Annotated in this window: 19 protein-coding genes; 11 read left to right on the top strand and 8 right to left on the bottom strand. The window is 63.3% G+C overall.

Going from position 1 to position 16,604, the window contains the following annotated elements; translation table 11 throughout:
* Nucleotides 1-18: 18 nt before the first annotated feature.
* The 3 genes from PCO31010_RS25840 to PCO31010_RS25830 are packed head-to-tail and all read right to left on the bottom strand — an operon-like array spanning nt 19 to nt 2,942.
* Nucleotides 19-1,461 (bottom strand): NAD(P)(+) transhydrogenase (Re/Si-specific) subunit beta, encoded by a 1,443-nt coding sequence (locus tag PCO31010_RS25840; protein WP_150666774.1) that lies wholly within the window; start codon nt 1,459-1,461, stop codon nt 19-21.
* Nucleotides 1,458-1,790: an NAD(P) transhydrogenase subunit alpha part 2 gene (locus tag PCO31010_RS25835; RefSeq protein WP_150666773.1), complete on the bottom strand. Its 333-nt coding sequence runs from the start codon at nt 1,788-1,790 to the stop codon at nt 1,458-1,460. Before PCO31010_RS25835 ends, PCO31010_RS25840 begins: the two co-directional genes overlap by 4 nt.
* A gap of 21 nt (nt 1,791-1,811) precedes the next feature.
* A complete protein-coding gene (locus tag PCO31010_RS25830; protein ID WP_150666772.1) occupies nt 1,812-2,942 on the bottom strand; it encodes a Re/Si-specific NAD(P)(+) transhydrogenase subunit alpha in 1,131 nt (376 codons plus the stop codon).
* 407 nt (nt 2,943-3,349) lie between these two features.
* Here PCO31010_RS25830 and PCO31010_RS25825 point away from each other — a divergent pair, with 407 nt between their 5' ends.
* The 11 genes from PCO31010_RS25825 (at nt 3,350) to PCO31010_RS25780 (ending at nt 11,993) form a co-directional block, all read left to right on the top strand.
* The gene (locus PCO31010_RS25825) at nt 3,350-3,826 is read left to right on the top strand and encodes an NUDIX hydrolase (RefSeq protein ID WP_150666771.1); all 477 of its coding nucleotides are present in this window, start codon (nt 3,350-3,352) and stop codon (nt 3,824-3,826) included.
* Complete coding sequence (gene mnmA, locus PCO31010_RS25820; protein ID WP_150666770.1) at nt 3,823-4,989, top strand: tRNA 2-thiouridine(34) synthase MnmA; 1,167 nt, start codon at nt 3,823-3,825, stop codon at nt 4,987-4,989. Before PCO31010_RS25825 ends, mnmA begins: the two co-directional genes overlap by 4 nt.
* An 84-nt stretch (nt 4,990-5,073) precedes the next feature.
* The gene (locus PCO31010_RS25815) at nt 5,074-6,675 is read left to right on the top strand and encodes an FMN-binding glutamate synthase family protein (RefSeq protein WP_150666769.1); all 1,602 of its coding nucleotides are present in this window, start codon (nt 5,074-5,076) and stop codon (nt 6,673-6,675) included.
* Nucleotides 6,676-6,904: 229 nt separating this feature from the next.
* Complete coding sequence (locus tag PCO31010_RS25810; protein WP_246179464.1) at nt 6,905-7,705, top strand: helix-turn-helix transcriptional regulator; 801 nt, start codon at nt 6,905-6,907, stop codon at nt 7,703-7,705.
* On the top strand, nt 7,702-7,920 hold the full coding sequence (gene sctF / locus PCO31010_RS25805) for a type III secretion system needle filament subunit SctF (RefSeq protein ID WP_150666768.1): 219 nt from the start codon (nt 7,702-7,704) through the stop codon (nt 7,918-7,920). Before PCO31010_RS25810 ends, sctF begins: the two co-directional genes overlap by 4 nt.
* Nucleotides 7,917-8,342 (top strand): DUF1039 domain-containing protein, encoded by a 426-nt coding sequence (locus tag PCO31010_RS26805; protein WP_217426201.1) that lies wholly within the window; start codon nt 7,917-7,919, stop codon nt 8,340-8,342. Before sctF ends, PCO31010_RS26805 begins: the two co-directional genes overlap by 4 nt.
* The gene (gene sctI / locus PCO31010_RS25795) at nt 8,339-8,716 is read left to right on the top strand and encodes a type III secretion system inner rod subunit SctI (RefSeq protein WP_150666767.1); all 378 of its coding nucleotides are present in this window, start codon (nt 8,339-8,341) and stop codon (nt 8,714-8,716) included. Before PCO31010_RS26805 ends, sctI begins: the two co-directional genes overlap by 4 nt.
* Before the next feature lie 29 nt (nt 8,717-8,745).
* Nucleotides 8,746-9,528 carry a type III secretion system inner membrane ring lipoprotein SctJ gene (sctJ, locus tag PCO31010_RS25790; protein WP_246184778.1) on the top strand — a complete coding sequence of 261 codons (783 nt, stop codon included), beginning with the start codon at nt 8,746-8,748 and terminating at the stop codon, nt 9,526-9,528.
* On the top strand, nt 9,486-10,199 hold the full coding sequence (locus PCO31010_RS25785) for a type III secretion system domain-containing protein (RefSeq protein WP_150666766.1): 714 nt from the start codon (nt 9,486-9,488) through the stop codon (nt 10,197-10,199). The genes sctJ and PCO31010_RS25785 overlap by 43 nt, the downstream gene beginning before the upstream one ends.
* Nucleotides 10,175-10,864, top strand: coding sequence for a hypothetical protein (locus PCO31010_RS26750; protein ID WP_174985209.1), 690 nt, complete (start codon nt 10,175-10,177; stop codon nt 10,862-10,864). The genes PCO31010_RS25785 and PCO31010_RS26750 overlap by 25 nt, the downstream gene beginning before the upstream one ends.
* A complete protein-coding gene (locus tag PCO31010_RS25780; protein ID WP_174985206.1) occupies nt 10,857-11,993 on the top strand; it encodes a TyeA family type III secretion system gatekeeper subunit in 1,137 nt (378 codons plus the stop codon). The genes PCO31010_RS26750 and PCO31010_RS25780 overlap by 8 nt, the downstream gene beginning before the upstream one ends.
* 96 nt (nt 11,994-12,089) lie before the next feature.
* On the opposite strand, the gene PCO31010_RS25775 is transcribed toward PCO31010_RS25780, so the two are convergent.
* From PCO31010_RS25775 to PCO31010_RS25755, 5 genes are all read right to left on the bottom strand, one after another.
* The gene (locus tag PCO31010_RS25775) at nt 12,090-12,575 is read right to left on the bottom strand and encodes an InvB/SpaK family type III secretion system chaperone (protein WP_150666764.1); all 486 of its coding nucleotides are present in this window, start codon (nt 12,573-12,575) and stop codon (nt 12,090-12,092) included.
* Nucleotides 12,576-12,730: 155 nt separating this feature from the next.
* Nucleotides 12,731-13,012, bottom strand: a complete 282-nt coding sequence (locus PCO31010_RS27235; RefSeq protein WP_150666763.1) for an EscE/YscE/SsaE family type III secretion system needle protein co-chaperone — start codon at nt 13,010-13,012, stop codon at nt 12,731-12,733.
* Nucleotides 12,987-14,315, bottom strand: a complete 1,329-nt coding sequence (sctD, locus tag PCO31010_RS25765; protein WP_150666762.1) for a type III secretion system inner membrane ring subunit SctD — start codon at nt 14,313-14,315, stop codon at nt 12,987-12,989. The genes PCO31010_RS27235 and sctD overlap by 26 nt, the downstream gene beginning before the upstream one ends.
* Nucleotides 14,316-14,317: 2 nt before the next feature.
* Entirely contained in the window at nt 14,318-15,994 is a 1,677-nt protein-coding gene (locus PCO31010_RS25760) for an EscC/YscC/HrcC family type III secretion system outer membrane ring protein (RefSeq protein WP_174985199.1), read from the bottom strand.
* 2 nt (nt 15,995-15,996) lie between these two features.
* Nucleotides 15,997-16,416 (bottom strand): hypothetical protein, encoded by a 420-nt coding sequence (locus PCO31010_RS25755; RefSeq protein ID WP_150666761.1) that lies wholly within the window; start codon nt 16,414-16,416, stop codon nt 15,997-15,999.
* Nucleotides 16,417-16,604: the final 188 nt, after the last annotated feature.

Here is a 16,604-nt window from a genome sequence, read left to right as displayed (position 1 = left end):
CCAGCGAAAGGGTCCGGCTTACTCGACCGCTTTCACCATCTCCTCGATCACCTTCTTCGCGTCGCCGAAGACCATCATGGTCTTGTCGAGATAGAAGAGTTCGTTATCGAGCCCGGCATAACCGGCGGCCATCGAACGCTTGTTGACGATGATCGTCTTGGCCTTGTATGCCTCGATGATCGGCATACCCGCAATCGGCGAGCCCGGGTCGTTCTTCGCGGCAGGGTTCACCACGTCGTTCGCGCCGAGTACGAGCACCACGTCCGTCTGACCGAATTCGCCGTTGATCTCGTCCATTTCCAGCACCTGATCGTACGGCACCTCGGCTTCGGCCAGCAGCACGTTCATGTGACCCGGCATACGACCCGCCACCGGGTGAATCGCGTAGCGCACGTTCACGCCTTTCTCCGAGAGCTTGTCGGTCAGTTCCTTGAGCGCGTGCTGCGCGCGGGCGACCGCCAGACCGTAACCCGGCACGATCACCAGCGATTCGGCGTTGCTCATGAGGAACGCGGCGTCGTCGGGCGAACCCGATTTCACCGGACGCTGCTGCTGTTCGCCACCCGCCGCGCTCGTGCCCGGCGTTGCGCCGAAGCCACCGAGAATCACGTTGAAGAACGAGCGGTTCATCGCGCGGCACATGATGTACGACAGAATCGCGCCGGACGAACCGACCAGCGAACCCGCGATGATCAGCATCGGGTTGTTCAGCGAGAAGCCGATGCCCGCGGCCGCCCAGCCCGAGTACGAGTTCAGCATCGAGACCACGACCGGCATGTCTGCACCGCCAATCGGGATGATGATGAGCACGCCGAGCACGAACGCGATGGCCGTCATCAGAATGAACGGCAGCCAGCTTTGCGACAGGAAGAAAATGACGCCGAAGCCGAGCATCGCGATGGCGAGCAGCAGGTTGATCGTGTGCTGTCCGGCGAACTGCACCGGCGCGCCCTGGAACAGACGGAACTTGTACTTGCCCGAGAGCTTGCCGAACGCGATGACCGACCCCGAGAACGTGATCGCCCCGACGAACGTGCCGATGAACAGTTCGATCCGGTTGCCCGGCGGCAGGAGGGTTTCGCCCGCAGGCACGATACCGAATGCCGCAGGCTCCGCGACGGCCGCAACAGCGATGCACACCGCCGCCAGACCGATCAGCGAGTGCATGGCGGCCACGAGTTCCGGCATCTTCGTCATCTCGACCTTACGGGCGACGAAGGCACCGATGCCGCCGCCGACCACAAGACCTGCGAGGATCAGCGCGAGACCCGAGTAGTTGCCGCCCATCAGGCGTCGCAACTCGTAAATCAGCGCAATCGTGGTAACGGCCGCAATCGCCATACCGATCATGCCGAATGCGTTGCCGCGTCGCGCCATCTTCGGATTCGACAGGCCCTTGAGCGCCTGAATGAAACAGATCGACGCGACCAGATACAGCAGCGTGACGAGATTCATGCTCATTGCTTGTCCCCCTCGATCGCCCCAGCCGTCTTAACCGGCTTATCTTTCTTCTTGAACATCTCCAGCATTCGCTGGGTGACGAGGAAGCCCCCGAACACGTTCACCGCTGCAAGCGCCACCGCCACCACACCCATCGTCTTGCCGAGATTGCCTTCGGTGAGACCGGCGGCGAGCATCGCACCCACGATTACGATGGCCGAAATCGCGTTCGTCACGGCCATGAGCGGCGTGTGCAGCGCCGGTGTGACGTTCCACACCACGTGATAGCCGACGTACACCGCCAGCACGAAGATGATCAGATTGATCACCGTGTGATTAATCATTTCCATAACATTCCCCTTCGTTTTTCCTTAGGCGGCGCGCAGCACCTGACCGTCGCGGCACATCAGACAGGCGGCGACGATGTCGTCGTTCGTGTCGATCACGAGCTTGCCCTCCTTGTCGATCACCAGCTTCAGGAAGTCGAGCACGTTGCGTGCGTAGAGTGCGGAGGCATCGGCAGCGACCATACCGGCGAGGTTGGTGTAGCCCGCGATGGTGACGCCGTGGACTTTGACGACTTCGTCGGCCACCGACAGCGGGCAGTTGCCGCCACCGTTCGCACCGCGCCCGGCCGCCAGGTCGATGATCACCGAGCCGGGCTTCATGGCTTTGACGGTGTCTTCGCTAATGAGCGTCGGCGCGGCACGGCCCGGAATCAGGGCGGTGGAGATGACGATGTCGGCCTGCGTCAGACGCGTGTGTACCAGTTGCGCCTGACGCGCGAGCCATGCCGCAGGCATCGGGCGAGCGTAACCGCCCACACCCTTGGCGATCTCGCGTTCTTCGTCGGTCTCGAACGGCACATCGATGAACTTCGCGCCGAGCGATTCGATTTGCTCACGCACCGCCGGACGCACGTCCGATGCTTCGATCACCGCGCCCAGACGCTTGGCCGTCGCAATAGCTTGCAGGCCCGCGACACCCGCGCCGAGCACGACCAGACGTGCAGCCTTCACCGTACCGGCGGCCGTCATCAGCATCGGCATGAAGCGTTGATAGAGGTTCGCAGCGAGCATCACGGCCTTGTAGCCAGCGATGTTGGCCTGCGAGGAGAGGACGTCCATGCTTTGCGCGCGCGTGGTGCGCGGCGCAGCTTCGAGCGCGAAGGCAGTGACGCCAGCGGCGGCCATACGCGCATTGTTCTCCGCGTCGAAGGGATTGAGCATGCCGACGACCACGCTGCCGCGCGACATCTGGGCAAGTTCTTCGGGGGAGGGGGCGCGTACCTTGAGGACGAGTTCTGCGCCGAGCGCGTCGGCGGCGCTGCCGAGGGTGGCCCCGGCCGCCTCAAAGGCGGCGTCGGGCACGCTGGCAGCGTCTCCAGCGCTGCGGCCGATCACGATCTGGTGTCCTGACGCGACCAGCTTCTTCACCGTCTCGGGCGTAGCCGCGACACGGGATTCGCCGGAAAGCGTTTCGGCGGGAATGCCGATTTTCATTGCGTATCTCCTTGGGTTTGTGAACTGATCTCATCAGCGGCCAAAAACCAAGGAGCCGCAGCGCGTACGCTGCCGAGGCAGACGCGTTACCTGTTTCGCCGCTGATGACATTAGTCCTGCACAAACCACTGCGTTCGAACTACTGCAAAAACCGGTGATGCGGTACTGCAACTGCACATTGCACTTTGCTGGTGCTCGAAGCTTACCCGAAGATTACAAATGCGCCTATTGCATGGAATGGCATATCAATACTAACTATCGGTAATGAATGTGACGGGATCTGCACGGGACTCGCCGACCGGACGGTCGGTCTTGAAACGGCCCCGTCTTCAGCGCCAAACCCCGTCAGACGGTAAAATGTCGCTTTTATCGGGGTCTCTTGTCCCCGCGTCCCGCTAGGATGTGCCATGAATGCACGCTGGAAGCCCAACGTGACGGTTGCTGCGGTCGTCGAACGAGACGGCCGTTTTCTGTTTGTCGAAGAGCAAAAGCGTGCCGGTCTGCTGATTAACCAACCGGCCGGTCATCTGGAGCCGGGCGAGTCGATCCTCGACGCCGTGCGCCGTGAGGTGCTGGAAGAGACCGCACATACGTTCGAGCCGCAGCATCTGCTCGGCATCTATCTCGCGCCGGGACCCGACGACATCGCCTACCTGCGTTTCACCTTCAGCGGCACGTTGGGTGAATTCGACGCGACGCGCACGCTCGACGACGGCATCGTCGGCACGCTCTGGCTCACGCCGGACGAGGTGCGCGCGCAGCGGGCACGGCACCGCTCGCCCATCCTCGAGCAGTGCATGGACGATTACCTGCGAGGCGTCCGGTACGACCTCGGCATACTTCAGACCCATCCGGCACTGACCGGCGGGCAAGGCAACACATGAGTCAAAAACGCGTAGTAGTGGGCATGTCGGGCGGCGTCGATTCGTCGGTCACGGCGTGGCTGCTCAAACAACAAGGCTACGACGTCGTCGGTCTGTTCATGAAGAATTGGGAAGACGATGACGACAGCGAATACTGTTCGACCCGGCAGGACTGGATCGACGTGGTGTCGGTCGCCGATCTGATCGGCATCGACGTCGAAGCGGTGAACTTCGCTGCGGAGTACAAGGACCGCGTCTTTGCGGAATTCCTGCGCGAATACTCGGCCGGACGCACACCGAACCCGGACGTGCTGTGCAACGCCGAGATCAAGTTCAAGGCGTTCCTTGATCACGCCGTGGCGCTGGGCGGCGAGACCATCGCCACCGGCCACTACGCCCGCGTGCGTGAGCGCGAAGGGCGCTTCGAACTGCTCAAGGCGTTCGATCACACCAAGGATCAGAGCTACTTCCTGCACCGTCTGAACCAGCAGCAGCTCTCGCGCACGATGTTCCCGCTCGGCGAAATGCCGAAGACGAAGGTGCGCGAGATCGCCGCGCAGATCGGCCTGCCGAACGCGAAGAAGAAGGATTCGACGGGGATCTGCTTCATCGGGGAGCGTCCGTTCCGCGACTTCCTCAACCGCTATCTGCCGACCAAGCCGGGGCCGATGAAGACCCCGGACGGCACGACCGTCGGCGAGCACGTGGGGCTGGCGTTCTATACGCTGGGCCAGCGCAAGGGGATCGGTCTGGGCGGCAGCCGCGACGGTTCGGGCGAGCCGTGGTTCGTCGCACGTAAGGACATGGCCAGCAACACGCTGTATGTCGTTCAGGGACACGACCACCCGTGGCTGCTCTCGGGCACGCTCGATGCCGAGGACCTCTCGTGGGTCGCAGGCGTTGCACCGGCCGAAGGCACGCGCTGCGGTGCGAAGACCCGCTACCGTCAGGCAGACGCCGCCTGCGAAGTCGTGCGCGCCGACGCCGGTGGGCTCACGCTGTCGTTCTCGGACGCGCAATGGGCCGTGACGCCCGGTCAGTCCGCCGTGCTGTACGACGGCGAGGTGTGTCTGGGCGGCGGCATCATCGCGTCCACGACGCCTGCCGTCGCAGCAACGGGCGCGGCGGCTGACGCAGGCGGCAAGTCCGCAGCATCGAAACACATCATCCTCAATACGCATTGAAGCCGCCGGCGCTCGCCGGGGGGACACCCGGCAGCGTGCCGGCGACCGTCTTGCTGCTCCCCCCGCAAAAGCCTAGGAGGTTTCATGTTTTCGCGCCGATTTCTGGCTCTCTGGATCGCCGTGGCGTTGCTCGTTGCGACGCTCGTGCTGGTGCTCGTCGACGGATGGAATCCGCTCTGGCCCATACCGTTTGCTGCGTTGGTCGTCCTCGGGGTCTGGGACGTCGTTCAGCAGCGTCACGCCGTACTGCGCAACTACCCGCTGTGGGGACATTTCCGGTTTCTGTTCGAGTTCATCCGGCCGGAAATCCGTCAGTACTTCGTGGAGGACGACACCTCCGAGACACCGTTCTCGCGCGCTCAGCGCAGCATCGTCTATCAGCGCGCCAAGGGTGACGTCGACAGCCGACCGTTCGGCACGGAGCTGGACGTCAGGGCGACCGGCTACGAGTGGATTGCCCACTCGCTGGCGCCGACCGTCCTGAAGAATCACGACTTTCGCATCACCATCGGTGCGGATCGCGCGCAGCCGTATTCGGCCTCGATCTTCAACGTCTCGGCGATGAGCTTCGGCGCGTTGTCCGCCAACGCTATCCGCGCGCTCAATCGTGGGGCCAAACTGGGCAACTTCATCCACGACACGGGCGAAGGTTCGATCTCGCCGCATCATCGCGAACAGGGCGGCGATCTGATCTGGGAAGTGGCGTCGGGGTACTTCGGGTGCCGCAACGACGACGGCACGTTCAACGCCGAGAAGTTCACCGCGCAGGCCACCACGCCGCAGGTGAAGATGATCGAGGTGAAGCTCTCGCAAGGTGCGAAGCCGGGCCACGGCGGCGTGCTGCCCGCCGCGAAGATCACACCGGAGATCTCCGCAACGCGCGGCGTGCCGATGGGGCAGGACTGCATCTCGCCGTCGCGCCACAGCGAGTTTTCGACGCCGCTGGGGCTGCTGCAATTCGTCGACCGGCTGCGCACGCTCTCGGGCGGCAAACCGACGGGTTTCAAGCTTTGCATCGGTCACCCGTGGGAATTCTTCGGCATCGTGAAGGCGATGCTCGAGAGCGGCATCCTCCCCGACTTCATCGTGGTGGACGGCTCCGAAGGCGGCACCGGTGCTGCACCGCTGGAGTTCACCGACCACGTGGGCGCGCCGTTGCAGGAAGGGTTGCTGCTGGTTCACAACACGCTCGTGGGCGCGGGGTTGCGTGACAAGATCCGCATTGGCGCGTCGGGCAAGATCGTGACGGCGTTCGACATTGCACGCACGCTCGCCATTGGCGCCGACTGGTGCAATTCGGCGCGCGGCTTTATGTTCGCCATCGGCTGCATTCAATCGCAGAAGTGCCACACGGACCGCTGTCCTACCGGTGTGGCCACGCAGGATACGTTGCGTCAACGGGCGCTCGTAGTGCCGGACAAGGCGCAGCGTGTGCATCAGTTCCACGCGCAGACGTTGCACGCGTTGCAGGAATTGATTCAGGCCGCAGGGTTGGCGCATCCGTCGGATCTGCGCGCACATCACATCGTCAAGCGTGTGTCGTCCAATGAGATTCGTCTCATGTCCGAATCGCTGAAGTATCTGGAGCCGGGCGATTTATTGCGCGGTCAGTTCCGCTATCAGTTGTACGAGAAGTACTGGCCGATGGCGCGCGCCGACAGTTTCTCGCCGGCGGCGGTGGCCTGACGATATCGCGCTAAAGCGATCCGAAGCGGTCGCTGAAAAACAAACCCGACGCGTGGTGGCGTCGGGTTTTTTTATGCTTCTCGATAGTTTTCTTCCCAAAAGCCAAAAATGCCGGGCGTGGCGACTCACATTAAGGTCTCCACCGGATGATGCTCGCGCGCGTACTCGCCTATCGTGTGGCCTTCGACTTTGTCATCCCGCCGACGGATTGTCGTCAGAGGAGGAGCCTATGAGTACGGTGCGATTTCTGATCAGCCGCCACGACGTCAAACTCATTGTGAACGGTCTTGTGCACACGTTGCCTGCGGGCAGCATGACCGCGACCAGTTCGGATGCGACGATCGATGCCCCAGGGCCAGTGGTGTCTCACGATTTTCATGCGTGCGATTTGCAGGCGCTGTATCCGGACGTCGTCGATCTGCTCGACCGCCGCCCGCTCGGCGTGTTCCACCGACAAGCGGCGCGCACGCTAATCCTCGAACCCAGCATGGTCGATGTGGCGATGACGTTGCAAAACGTCGACCGCATGGCGATGCTGCGCTTCTTTTATGTCTACTGTCTGTGCCGCGATCAGCGCTACTTTTCCGCGATGTTGCGCCAGACGATTGCAGGCAGTCACTCGCTGTTCGACTTCGTCGAAGCGAATTTCCATCGGCCCTGGCCGGTGGGGCGTCTGGCCGAGGAGTTCGGCATGCCGCTGAGGAAATTCCGGTATCTGTTTCAGCAGACTTACGGCATGCCCGCCAAGCAATGGTTGCTCGAACGCCGACTGCGACTCGCGCGCGACCTGCTCCTTTCCACGCGTCACAAGGTGCTCGACATTGCGCTGGAGTGCGGCTTCACCAATCACGCGCACTTCACCGATACGTTCCGCAAGCGCTTCGATTGCGCGCCGACGGAGATTCGTCTGGGTACGCCGCCTCAGCGGGGTGGTCGTCGTGTCGCGATGCCGCGCGCGGATGCCTACGCTGCCATGCGCGCCGATCTCGTCGCGGGACACGGCGCAGTGACCGATGCAGGCGTGCTATGAACGTCGAGGAAATCCACCGCAGCATGTCGGAGAGCGTACGGGAGATGTCGAACAAGGCAACCCAATCGGTGCAGACTCCGGACTTCAACGATCCCCGTAAGATGCTCGACGCGCAGTTCAATTTGCAGCAGTTCTCGACGGCGGTCGGCTTGCACAGTGCGGCCATTAAGCTCATCAAGGATACGTTGATGGGCATCATCGCCAAGATCGCATGATGACGCCATCGTCCGAATCCCATGACGACGCGGCGGTGTGGCTGGACGCTTCGGTCCGGCAGCAAATCGTCGAACTCGCGCTGGCCGGAGCGCATCACGGGCTGGAGACGGAAGCGCGGACAATTCTGCGTGCGCTACCGTTGCTCGTGCCTGAGGTTGAGGCGCGTCAATGTCTGCATGCTGCGTTGCTCATCGCGCTGGGCGACACGGTGCAAGCGCGCGCTTGCCTTGCGCGTCTGACAGCCGGATGCGAGGTGGACAAGACAGACGAGTCAGGCGTGGGCGCTGCGCGCGTGTTGCAGCACTGGCTAGACGCGGTGGCCTCATCGACGTCATCTCCTCCTCTGGCTTCCTCTTCTCCTTCTTCTTCTTCTTCTTCTTCTTCTTCTTCTTCTTCTTCCGAAGTCCTCCCTTTGCCATGACGACACTCTCATCACCTGCGCTTTCCGCGGCAGTTGCGCAAACGTCGGCCGTCGATGGGTCGATAAAACCGTCTGTCGCATTCCCTGTCCCATTCTCGACCGCAGAGCAGGCCGACGCAGCGCGATTCAATCTCGCATTGGCGAACGCAGCGCCGTTGCCCGAGCATCACTTGCTGAGCGCGGCGAACAAGTTGGCGGGCAACACCGAATATCTGGTGCAACGCGTGACGTTGGACGAGCAAGCGTTGGACGATCCGGCGCGTCTGCTGGCCACTCAGCTCGACATGACCGAGCGGGTGCTGGCGCTGGAGTTTGTCGCGAAAACCGCCGGTGCCATGACGCAGGGCGTCAACAAGCTGGTTCACATGCAATGACGCGTTGCGGTCGTGTTGTGAAAGGCGTCTTGCCGATCGTTGCGGGCATCGCATCAGGGCGGATCCTGCTCGTCGGCTTGCTCTTGCTGATGCTCGTCGGCTGCAAAGTCGAGTTGCATCGTGCATTGAGCGAGACCGAAGCGAATCAGATGCTCGCGCTACTGTTGGTCTCCGGACTTCAGGCTGACAAGCGCGCGGACACCACGGGCATGACCGTCCGGATCGAACGCAGCGATTTCGTGCGTGGCGTCGAAGTGCTTCGCCAGCATGGGTTGCCGCGCCAGAAGCGGGCATCGGTCGAGGATGTGTTTCCGCCGGGGCAACTCGTCAGTTCGCCGGTGCAGGAGCAGGCGAAACTCATCTTTCTCAAGGAGCAACGGCTGGAGCGCATGCTGGCGGCGCTCGACGGCGTGATGGTGGCGGAGGTGTCGATTGCACAAGTGCCGACGGACTCGGCCGGACGTGCGACCTTGCCGCCGGGGGTGGCCGTCTTCGTGAAATACAGCCCTGAAATCAACATGACGCAACGCATGACCGACATTCGCAGCCTGGTGCACGACAGCGTGCCGGGGGTATCGCCAGAGCGCATCAGCATCGTGCTGCAACCGGCGGACTATCGTTTGCCTCGGGCGGCCATCGAGGCGGCAGGAGTGCCGGCGAACGGGGGCGGCGAGATGCCCTGGCGTCCGTGGCTGGGGTGGGGAATGTTAGTGACGGCAGCGATGGTGCTTGCCGTGGCTGGGGTGATGGCCTGGCGTCGACGGGGCGCATGGGTCGTCCGGTTACGGCAGCGCGTGGCGAGAGCGACGTGACGGCGTGCGCCCGGCTCTCGCGTCTGATCTGGCAACCGGGGTTGCATATGGATGCCGGATGGTGGAGCGCGTTCGGGATGTCGGGGTGGCGTACCTCTTACCTCAGACATGCGGTGTGTCGTCCACCTGTCGACAGGCTATTGGTCGAACGACGCGGATGGCCGGTGGCCGGGCGAGCGGACTGCACGCTTCCTCGGAACGAGGCTGCACTGGTCATGGTGCATCTGATACCGAATCTGCGCCGCGTCGCGCTGGCCCACGGTTTGCGCGTGCTGGGCTGTCCCGACTATCTGCTGCTCGGCACATTTCGTCGCGCGCTCTCTCCGTGGTTGGATGCGTGGCAATGTGACCGTCTGCTGCTGACGCGGCACGACTGGCCGTCGCACTGTGCGTTTGAGGCGGACGAGCTTGCGACGGTGGCGATGGCGACGACCGGTAAGCAGCTTGACGCTGTCTGCGCCGCTCGCACATCGCCGGGCACTTCGGGCGCGTCGGACGATCCCTTCGCAATGATCGACGACGTCGCCACCGTCCACATGGCTGCGCGGATCTTGCTCCCACCGCCGGGGATGACAGCGGCGGCGGTGGACGGCGATCCGGTCATGGACGATATCTGGCCGCGACTCGCGGCGCTGGAGAAAATGCTATGTATGTCATCGACTACGCATTGACCCCCATCGAAACGATTGACGGCCCCGCTCCGGCGGGGCCGGTGATTTCCGCCGAGGTCATCGTTAGACTGCGTGACGACGCCAGTCAGCGGGCACGTTGGATGAACGAGGCACGTGCCGAGCGCGACGCTGCGCAAGTGGAGCGCGAGCTGGCGCGAAACGACGCGGAAGTGCAGCGCAATGCATGGGAGGAGGCGGCGCAGACGCGAGCCAGGCAGGAGGCGGAGACGCAGGCGGAAGCCGCGCGGCAAGCGGCCGTCGCGCAGACCGTGGATTGGCTTGTCGACGAGGCGTCGATGGAGCGCGAGATCGTTCGTTCGCTGGAGCGCAGGGTTGCCGATGCGATGACGGGCGCGCTGTCCAATTTCGTCGGCAAACTCGACGTCGGTGAGCGCTTTGCGCATCGTGTTGGGCAAACGCTGCCCGACCTCGTGCGTGAAGGCGTCCTCGTCCTGCGTGTGCCGACGGCACATCTCGCCGCTGTCGCGGGCGCATTGCGCGATGCCGACATCGTGCTCGCGTGCACACCGGATGCGTCGCTTTCCGGCCGTCAGGCGCGCATCGAAAGCGAGTGGGTCACCGTGTGTCTGGATCTCGATGCGGATCTGGCGGCGGTCATCAAACGTTTGCGCGCGGTGCCGAATCTGGAGGTCGCTTATGGTTGAGCGTCTCCCCACGTCTGCCAATCCGAGCGTTCGGACGCCGCAGGAAAACAAGGCGCTCGAGCGCATATCGACGGGCGAATGGCAGGCGCTCGAAGCCGACAGTCTGTCGTCTCGCACAACACTGGCGGACGTGCCGGGTCATGTGGCGTTGATCGAAGCGACCATCGCGCAGAACGAGGAGGCCGCATTCTCGGAGTCGCAGGAAAATCTGAGCTTCGCGCTGGGCGTTCGTTTTCGGCGCACGGGCGAGCGAGACGTCCGCGACGACAAGCAACGCGCGCGCGCGTTGTTCGAGCAGCAGATGCAAAGATTCGCTCGCGTGAACGGTGCGCAGTTCGAACGATTGCGCGGCCAATTGCGCGATTTGCCGTATGTCCCCGATCCTCATCAACTGATCCGGCAGGCGCAGTTGTCGGGCGGGCACGCTGCACTGGTTGTCGCTGCGTGGTTGGCCGAGAACGGACTCGATGCGCAAACGCGCACGCGACTGCGGCGCGCGCTCGACGCTCTGACGGCCTCGGACACATGGGCCATCGAGGCCTTTGCGGCACTTGAATGCGGCGAGGGGAAGTCGCCTGACCTGGCGCTGATGCAGCAGCTCAAATCGCTGTTTCGTCAATCGAATGGAACGCAACGCTCGCTCACACAATGGTTCGAAGAGTGCCGTCGCTTCTCAAAGCGACGCGAGCGACTTCGCGCACTCATGCAGGCACTCGGTCTGGAGTTGGGCGCGCAGAAAGCCGACGCCGATTCTCAGCGGTTGTCGGCCGTTGTGGACGATCTGCGTCGCGTAGTGCTGTTTCTCACATTGGAATCGATGTGCGAACGCGCGGCGAGCGCGATGCGCGACGCGGGAAGCCGTGCGTTTGCGACCGACACCATGATCGCGGAGACACTGACGTTACTCGATCAGCCTTGGGCGGGCGCCGAATGGCTGACGCAACGCGCTGCGTATCTGGGCCTGACGACGGTCAACGTCCGGTACGCCTTCGCGCGAGGGCTTTCCGAACTCATCAAGTCGGCGCACGACGGATGTTTCCGGGACGAGACGCAACGCGAAGCGCTCGAAGAAGCGCTGAGTGTCTGGCGAACGGAAATTGCGCACGAGGCCGATGCGACGAACCACTGACGTTTGAGCGGAGGTCCATCCGACGGCGCATAAGGCACGCGCCGAAGCGGGATGGAAGGTGATAGGCGGGGATGTCGGACGTATCGAAGTCGTCCGTCAGGCGCGCAGATGCTCGCGACAGAGCTTGATGCGGTCGTAGAAATCGGTGAGCGCCTGGGCGAACGGCTCAGCTTCTGCGGCGGCGTCGTCTTTGACTTGCGCGTGGAGAATCAGACGGTTATCGCGTTCGCGCAACTGAACATGCCCGGTGACAGCCCACTCAGCGGGCTCGATCAGAAACTGAAGCAACCGCTCGCTGTTGGCCCGATGCAGTCGGGCGGCTTCGTCTGTCGCCACCACGGCATGAATGCTGCACACCTGATTGTCCAGCGTTTCCACAATGATGCTCGGCGAAGCATTGAACGTCAGCTCGATGGGCGAATGGTTGTCGACGGCGTCGATCTTGCTGGGGTCGCAACCGATCAGCTTCAGGGCTTCGACGAGAGTTTGCGCTAAATCGTAACTGGGCATGATGGGCGTGGAAGTGAGCGTGAAGAGTGGAACGGCATTGATGACGCGCCCCGTGCCGGCGTCATACATCATTCGGAAGATCGAAAATGCGTGCCACACGACCGGGGGGCGATGGCAAAGGTTCCCACGTTAGGTCGACGATAACTTTGGTGGCGCGAACCGCGTTGTCGCTTATGAGCATGTTGCTGCCGCGCCATCGTGCATCGCGACCTGCGTCATCGCATTGACTACGCGTTGTGACTGCGCCGATCGCCATGGCCACTATCGACGGCGGTCAATTTTCCATACGATGTGCTGTAGCGACGTGCGAGGCTTTCGAGAATCGCCTCGGCGGAACGAACCGCTTGCATCAGCGATTGCGTCTGTGCGTGTTGTGCAGGGGTAAGCGGCATGCGAAGCGATCCTTCGAGCGTTGCCCGCGCAGCAACGAGTGCTGTCCCGACGTTGCGCGACACTGGGCCAGGGGAGTCCGCTAGGGCGTCTTCAAGGCGGGTCAGACGGATCGTCATGGTGGGTCTCCGGAGTAGCGGGTGTCAGGGGAAGGTAAAAGAGGCGGTCGTAGGCACCGATCGACACGCCGTCGGCATGAATGGCAACGATGCGCGTGCCGCCAGGCAGGCGGACGCCCTGCGCAAGACGGGTGCCGTCGGCAAGCGTAAGCTGCGGTGCACCTGGCGAACCGCCAATGCTGACGAGCGGTGCGGAGAAGCCCGTCTCGGCCAGCGTTGGAATGGGTGGCGGCAGCGGATCGATGCGTAGCGGCATGGCGTCGGCCGAACGATTCCACGTGTTGGCGAGGCCCTTGAGCGACGCTTGCCGTCCGACAGACAATGCACCGGTGATCCGCCACCCGTTGCGGTCGCGCGAGATGTCGACACCGCGCAGTTGACCTGACTCGCGCAGTGTTTTCACCAACTGGTCGAAACCATGGGCGGTGCCGTTCGCCACGCGCCATCCATGAGGCAACGCGAGCGTGTCGAGCGCATCCGACGCAGCGCGCCACCGGGCATCGGCAACGAGCGGGCCACCGACGACCAGCGCACCATCCGCGGCCACGTTGACATGTGCATTGCCGAAGCCATGCAACCGCAGCAGCGTGCTCACCGTCTGTACGGCATTCGCGGGGCACCAGGTGTCGTCGCTCAACGCTTTGCCGAGCCAACGCGCCTCGGCGCGTAAGCGGGCGCGTGTGTCGTCGTCGATACAACCGCCGGACAGGCGCACGGCGTCACCTGCAGTATTGAGCGAGATATTGGGCGCGATGCGGGTGGCCAGCGCCCGGAGGGCATCGGGTTGCGGGGGACGGGAGATGACGTTGGCGGTTCCGGTGCGCCACATAGCGACACCCGCGCCAGCAATAAGCAGCGACAGCCCCGAGATTGCCAGCCAGGCGGCAGGCGAGCGGCGCTGTCTGTTCGCGTCGATTGACGGTGCAACGTCTGGAACGTCTGCGGCATCCGCCGTCGTGGACGGAGGGAGACGACGTGCGGGGCGCTTGGGGAGCGGCGTGGGCAACGGCTCGGTGTCGTCGCTGAGCCACACGCCGAGGCCCGCAAGATCGATCACGGTGTGCAGGGGAAGTGGGCGGGTGTCGGACGCGTCGTCAGTCGCCATGACCGGCATGCCGTCGACCCAGACGGGAGTGTGCGAGACCAACCTGACGCGATCTTCCTCGACATGCAGGGTGACGTTCGCTTCGTTGTCGAGCGTCATCGCAATGTCGGCCTCGCCACTTCCGATGGTGAGCGGTCCGGCCGGAAGTGGCATGGGGCGCCCGGCGAGCGGCCCGTCGAGGAGCGTTAGCGTTGGCATCGTCAGGCGTTCGGCAATACGGCCGCAGGCTCGGCCTTGATGAGAAACAAACGCATGACACTGTCGTTACGATTGCTCGTAGAACTGAACAGACGCCCGATGAGCGGCAGGTCGCCGAGCAACGGGATCTTGCGCTCATGTTCGTGTTGCGCGTCTTGCACGAATCCGCCGAGTAGTAGCGACTGTCCCGCTTGAAGCGTCGCGTGTGTGGAGATCGACGAATTGCGTATGGTCGGCACCTCGTTCCGCAAATTGCGGTCGCTGCGGACTTCGCCGCCGTCTTCGATGTTCAGGGTGAGCATTACCTGCTCACTGCTGATGCCCGCATGTTCGGGACTTCCGTCGCTCGCGCTGCCCGTCGGCTCGCTCGGCACGAGGCGCGGCGTGACGCGCAGAAGCGACCCCGACGTCACACTCTCCAGCTTCGCCACCTTTTCGCCGGAGACCTTCGTGTAGAAGGTCACACTGCGATCCAGTACCGCCTGCATGTTGTCCAGAGTGACGATCGATGGCCGCGATAGCACGCGTGCTTTGGAGTTTCGCTCAAGCGCGCTCAGATTGAGCATGAACTTATTGGTATCGCCGACCAGCGTGGTGAACGTGCCCGCGTCGCCGTCGCTGGACGGCCCGTTGAGCGAGACGGTACCGAAGCCGCCGAGCCGAGCGCTGCCGGAGATGTCGACGCCAAGCTCGGCGATATCGCTGGCATTCACATCGATGATGGCGACCGAAATGTCGATCAGGCGAGGGCGCACGTCGAGTTGGGCGATGAGATCGCCGTAGATGGGAATGTTGCGGCGACGCTCTCGCACGATGATGGCATTGCGACGTGGGTCGGCGGAAAATCGCGGTGTCCCGGTCTGTGATGTAGCGGCGAAGCCGACGTCGGTCGACGTTCGGGAACGGGGGGCCGCTCCGGTCGCGTCCGTAGTCGAGGACGTGGCGATCAGCGGACCTGCCCCTTGAATCAGATCCTTAAGTACGCTGACTACGCCCGGAACGACCACTTCCTGCCCGCGATAAAAGTACCTTGTGTCGTCCGCCGTCGCGAATTTCAGGGGAAATATCTTGATGGTCTCCTCGCTCTCCTGTTGATCGCGCGCGTCTCGTTCGACGTAGTCGGCCAGCATGGAAACCGTTTCGACGCATGCCGGAACGCCCGCGATTTCGAGTGCGTGTGTCGCCGGAATCGCCCGTGCCACGCAGTGTCGCGGGTGGAGGACTCCGGCGTCGTGCAGATGCGCGAGGAGGTCGCGAGGCGACGCGTAACGCAGCGGCAACACACGGCGCGTGGCTTCGCTGGCCTTATAGATGTTGAGCGTCTGGCCGTTGAAGTACCACGAAAGCCGATAACGTTCAGCCAGTGTGTCGAGTGTCGTCTGTGCGGCACCTGGCGGGAGCGTGCCGATGAAGCGGTCGTCGACCTGCGCGCTGACGACCGTCGGTATGCCGTGATGCGCGCCGAAGTCGCGTAGCAACTCCGCAAGCGGCGTTCCGGCGCTTTGAAAAGCGAATGGCCCGCCGCGCCACACGGGCGACGTTCCGTCGTTCGTCTTGTCGCCCGTCGAACCGGATGCGCTCGATAACGCAGCGCTCGCCGGGGCCATCGTCAGCACGGCGACCGGCAAGGTCAGGCGAAGGAGATGTCGCGATGCGCGACGCAGGAGACGGCAGCGCATGATCACCCGTGGCGCACGACATGCAATCGCCGTATTTGAGAAGAAAGCATTTCGCCCGCGAGAAGTTGGCGGCGGAGCTGCGCTTCCACTTGCGCCGGCGAGGCGTGCGCATCGAATCGATGGACCCACCAGACGACGTCGTTCGCGACACACAGACTGTCGTCGCGTAACGCCGACTGCCCAGCCAGCACGAGCGAACTGCGCGCAAGCCAGCGCGAGCGTGCCGAGTCGTCGACGTCCGCACGACCGGGAGCGCATAACGAATGGCGTGCCGGGGGATCCACTGCGGTTGCCACACAGTAGCCGCCGGCTGCCGGGCAGGTCCAGCCCGGGTGGCCGTCGATATCGAGCACGATGCGCGCGCCTTGAACGTCGCGTGGAGCAATCCAGTCGAGCGCGGAGAGCGCAAATGGCAAACGCATAGATGTCTGTTGGGGTGGGTGCCCGACACTGCGAACAGGGACCGTCATTATCGAGCGCTGTGTCACGCACGCCATCCGGCGCAGACCTGAAGTCACCGCCGAACCTGGAGATTTGCGGCGTTTTCCTATGCGGGCGATCAGGCGAAGGCACAAGATTCGTGCCCGTTGGCCCGAAGTCGAAAGAGATT

Source organism: Pandoraea commovens (assembly GCF_902459615.1).
GTDB classification, from domain to species: Bacteria; Pseudomonadota; Gammaproteobacteria; order Burkholderiales; family Burkholderiaceae; genus Pandoraea; species Pandoraea commovens.
Note: the sequence above shows the minus strand (reverse complement) of the source record. Positions and strands in the feature narration are given on the sequence as shown.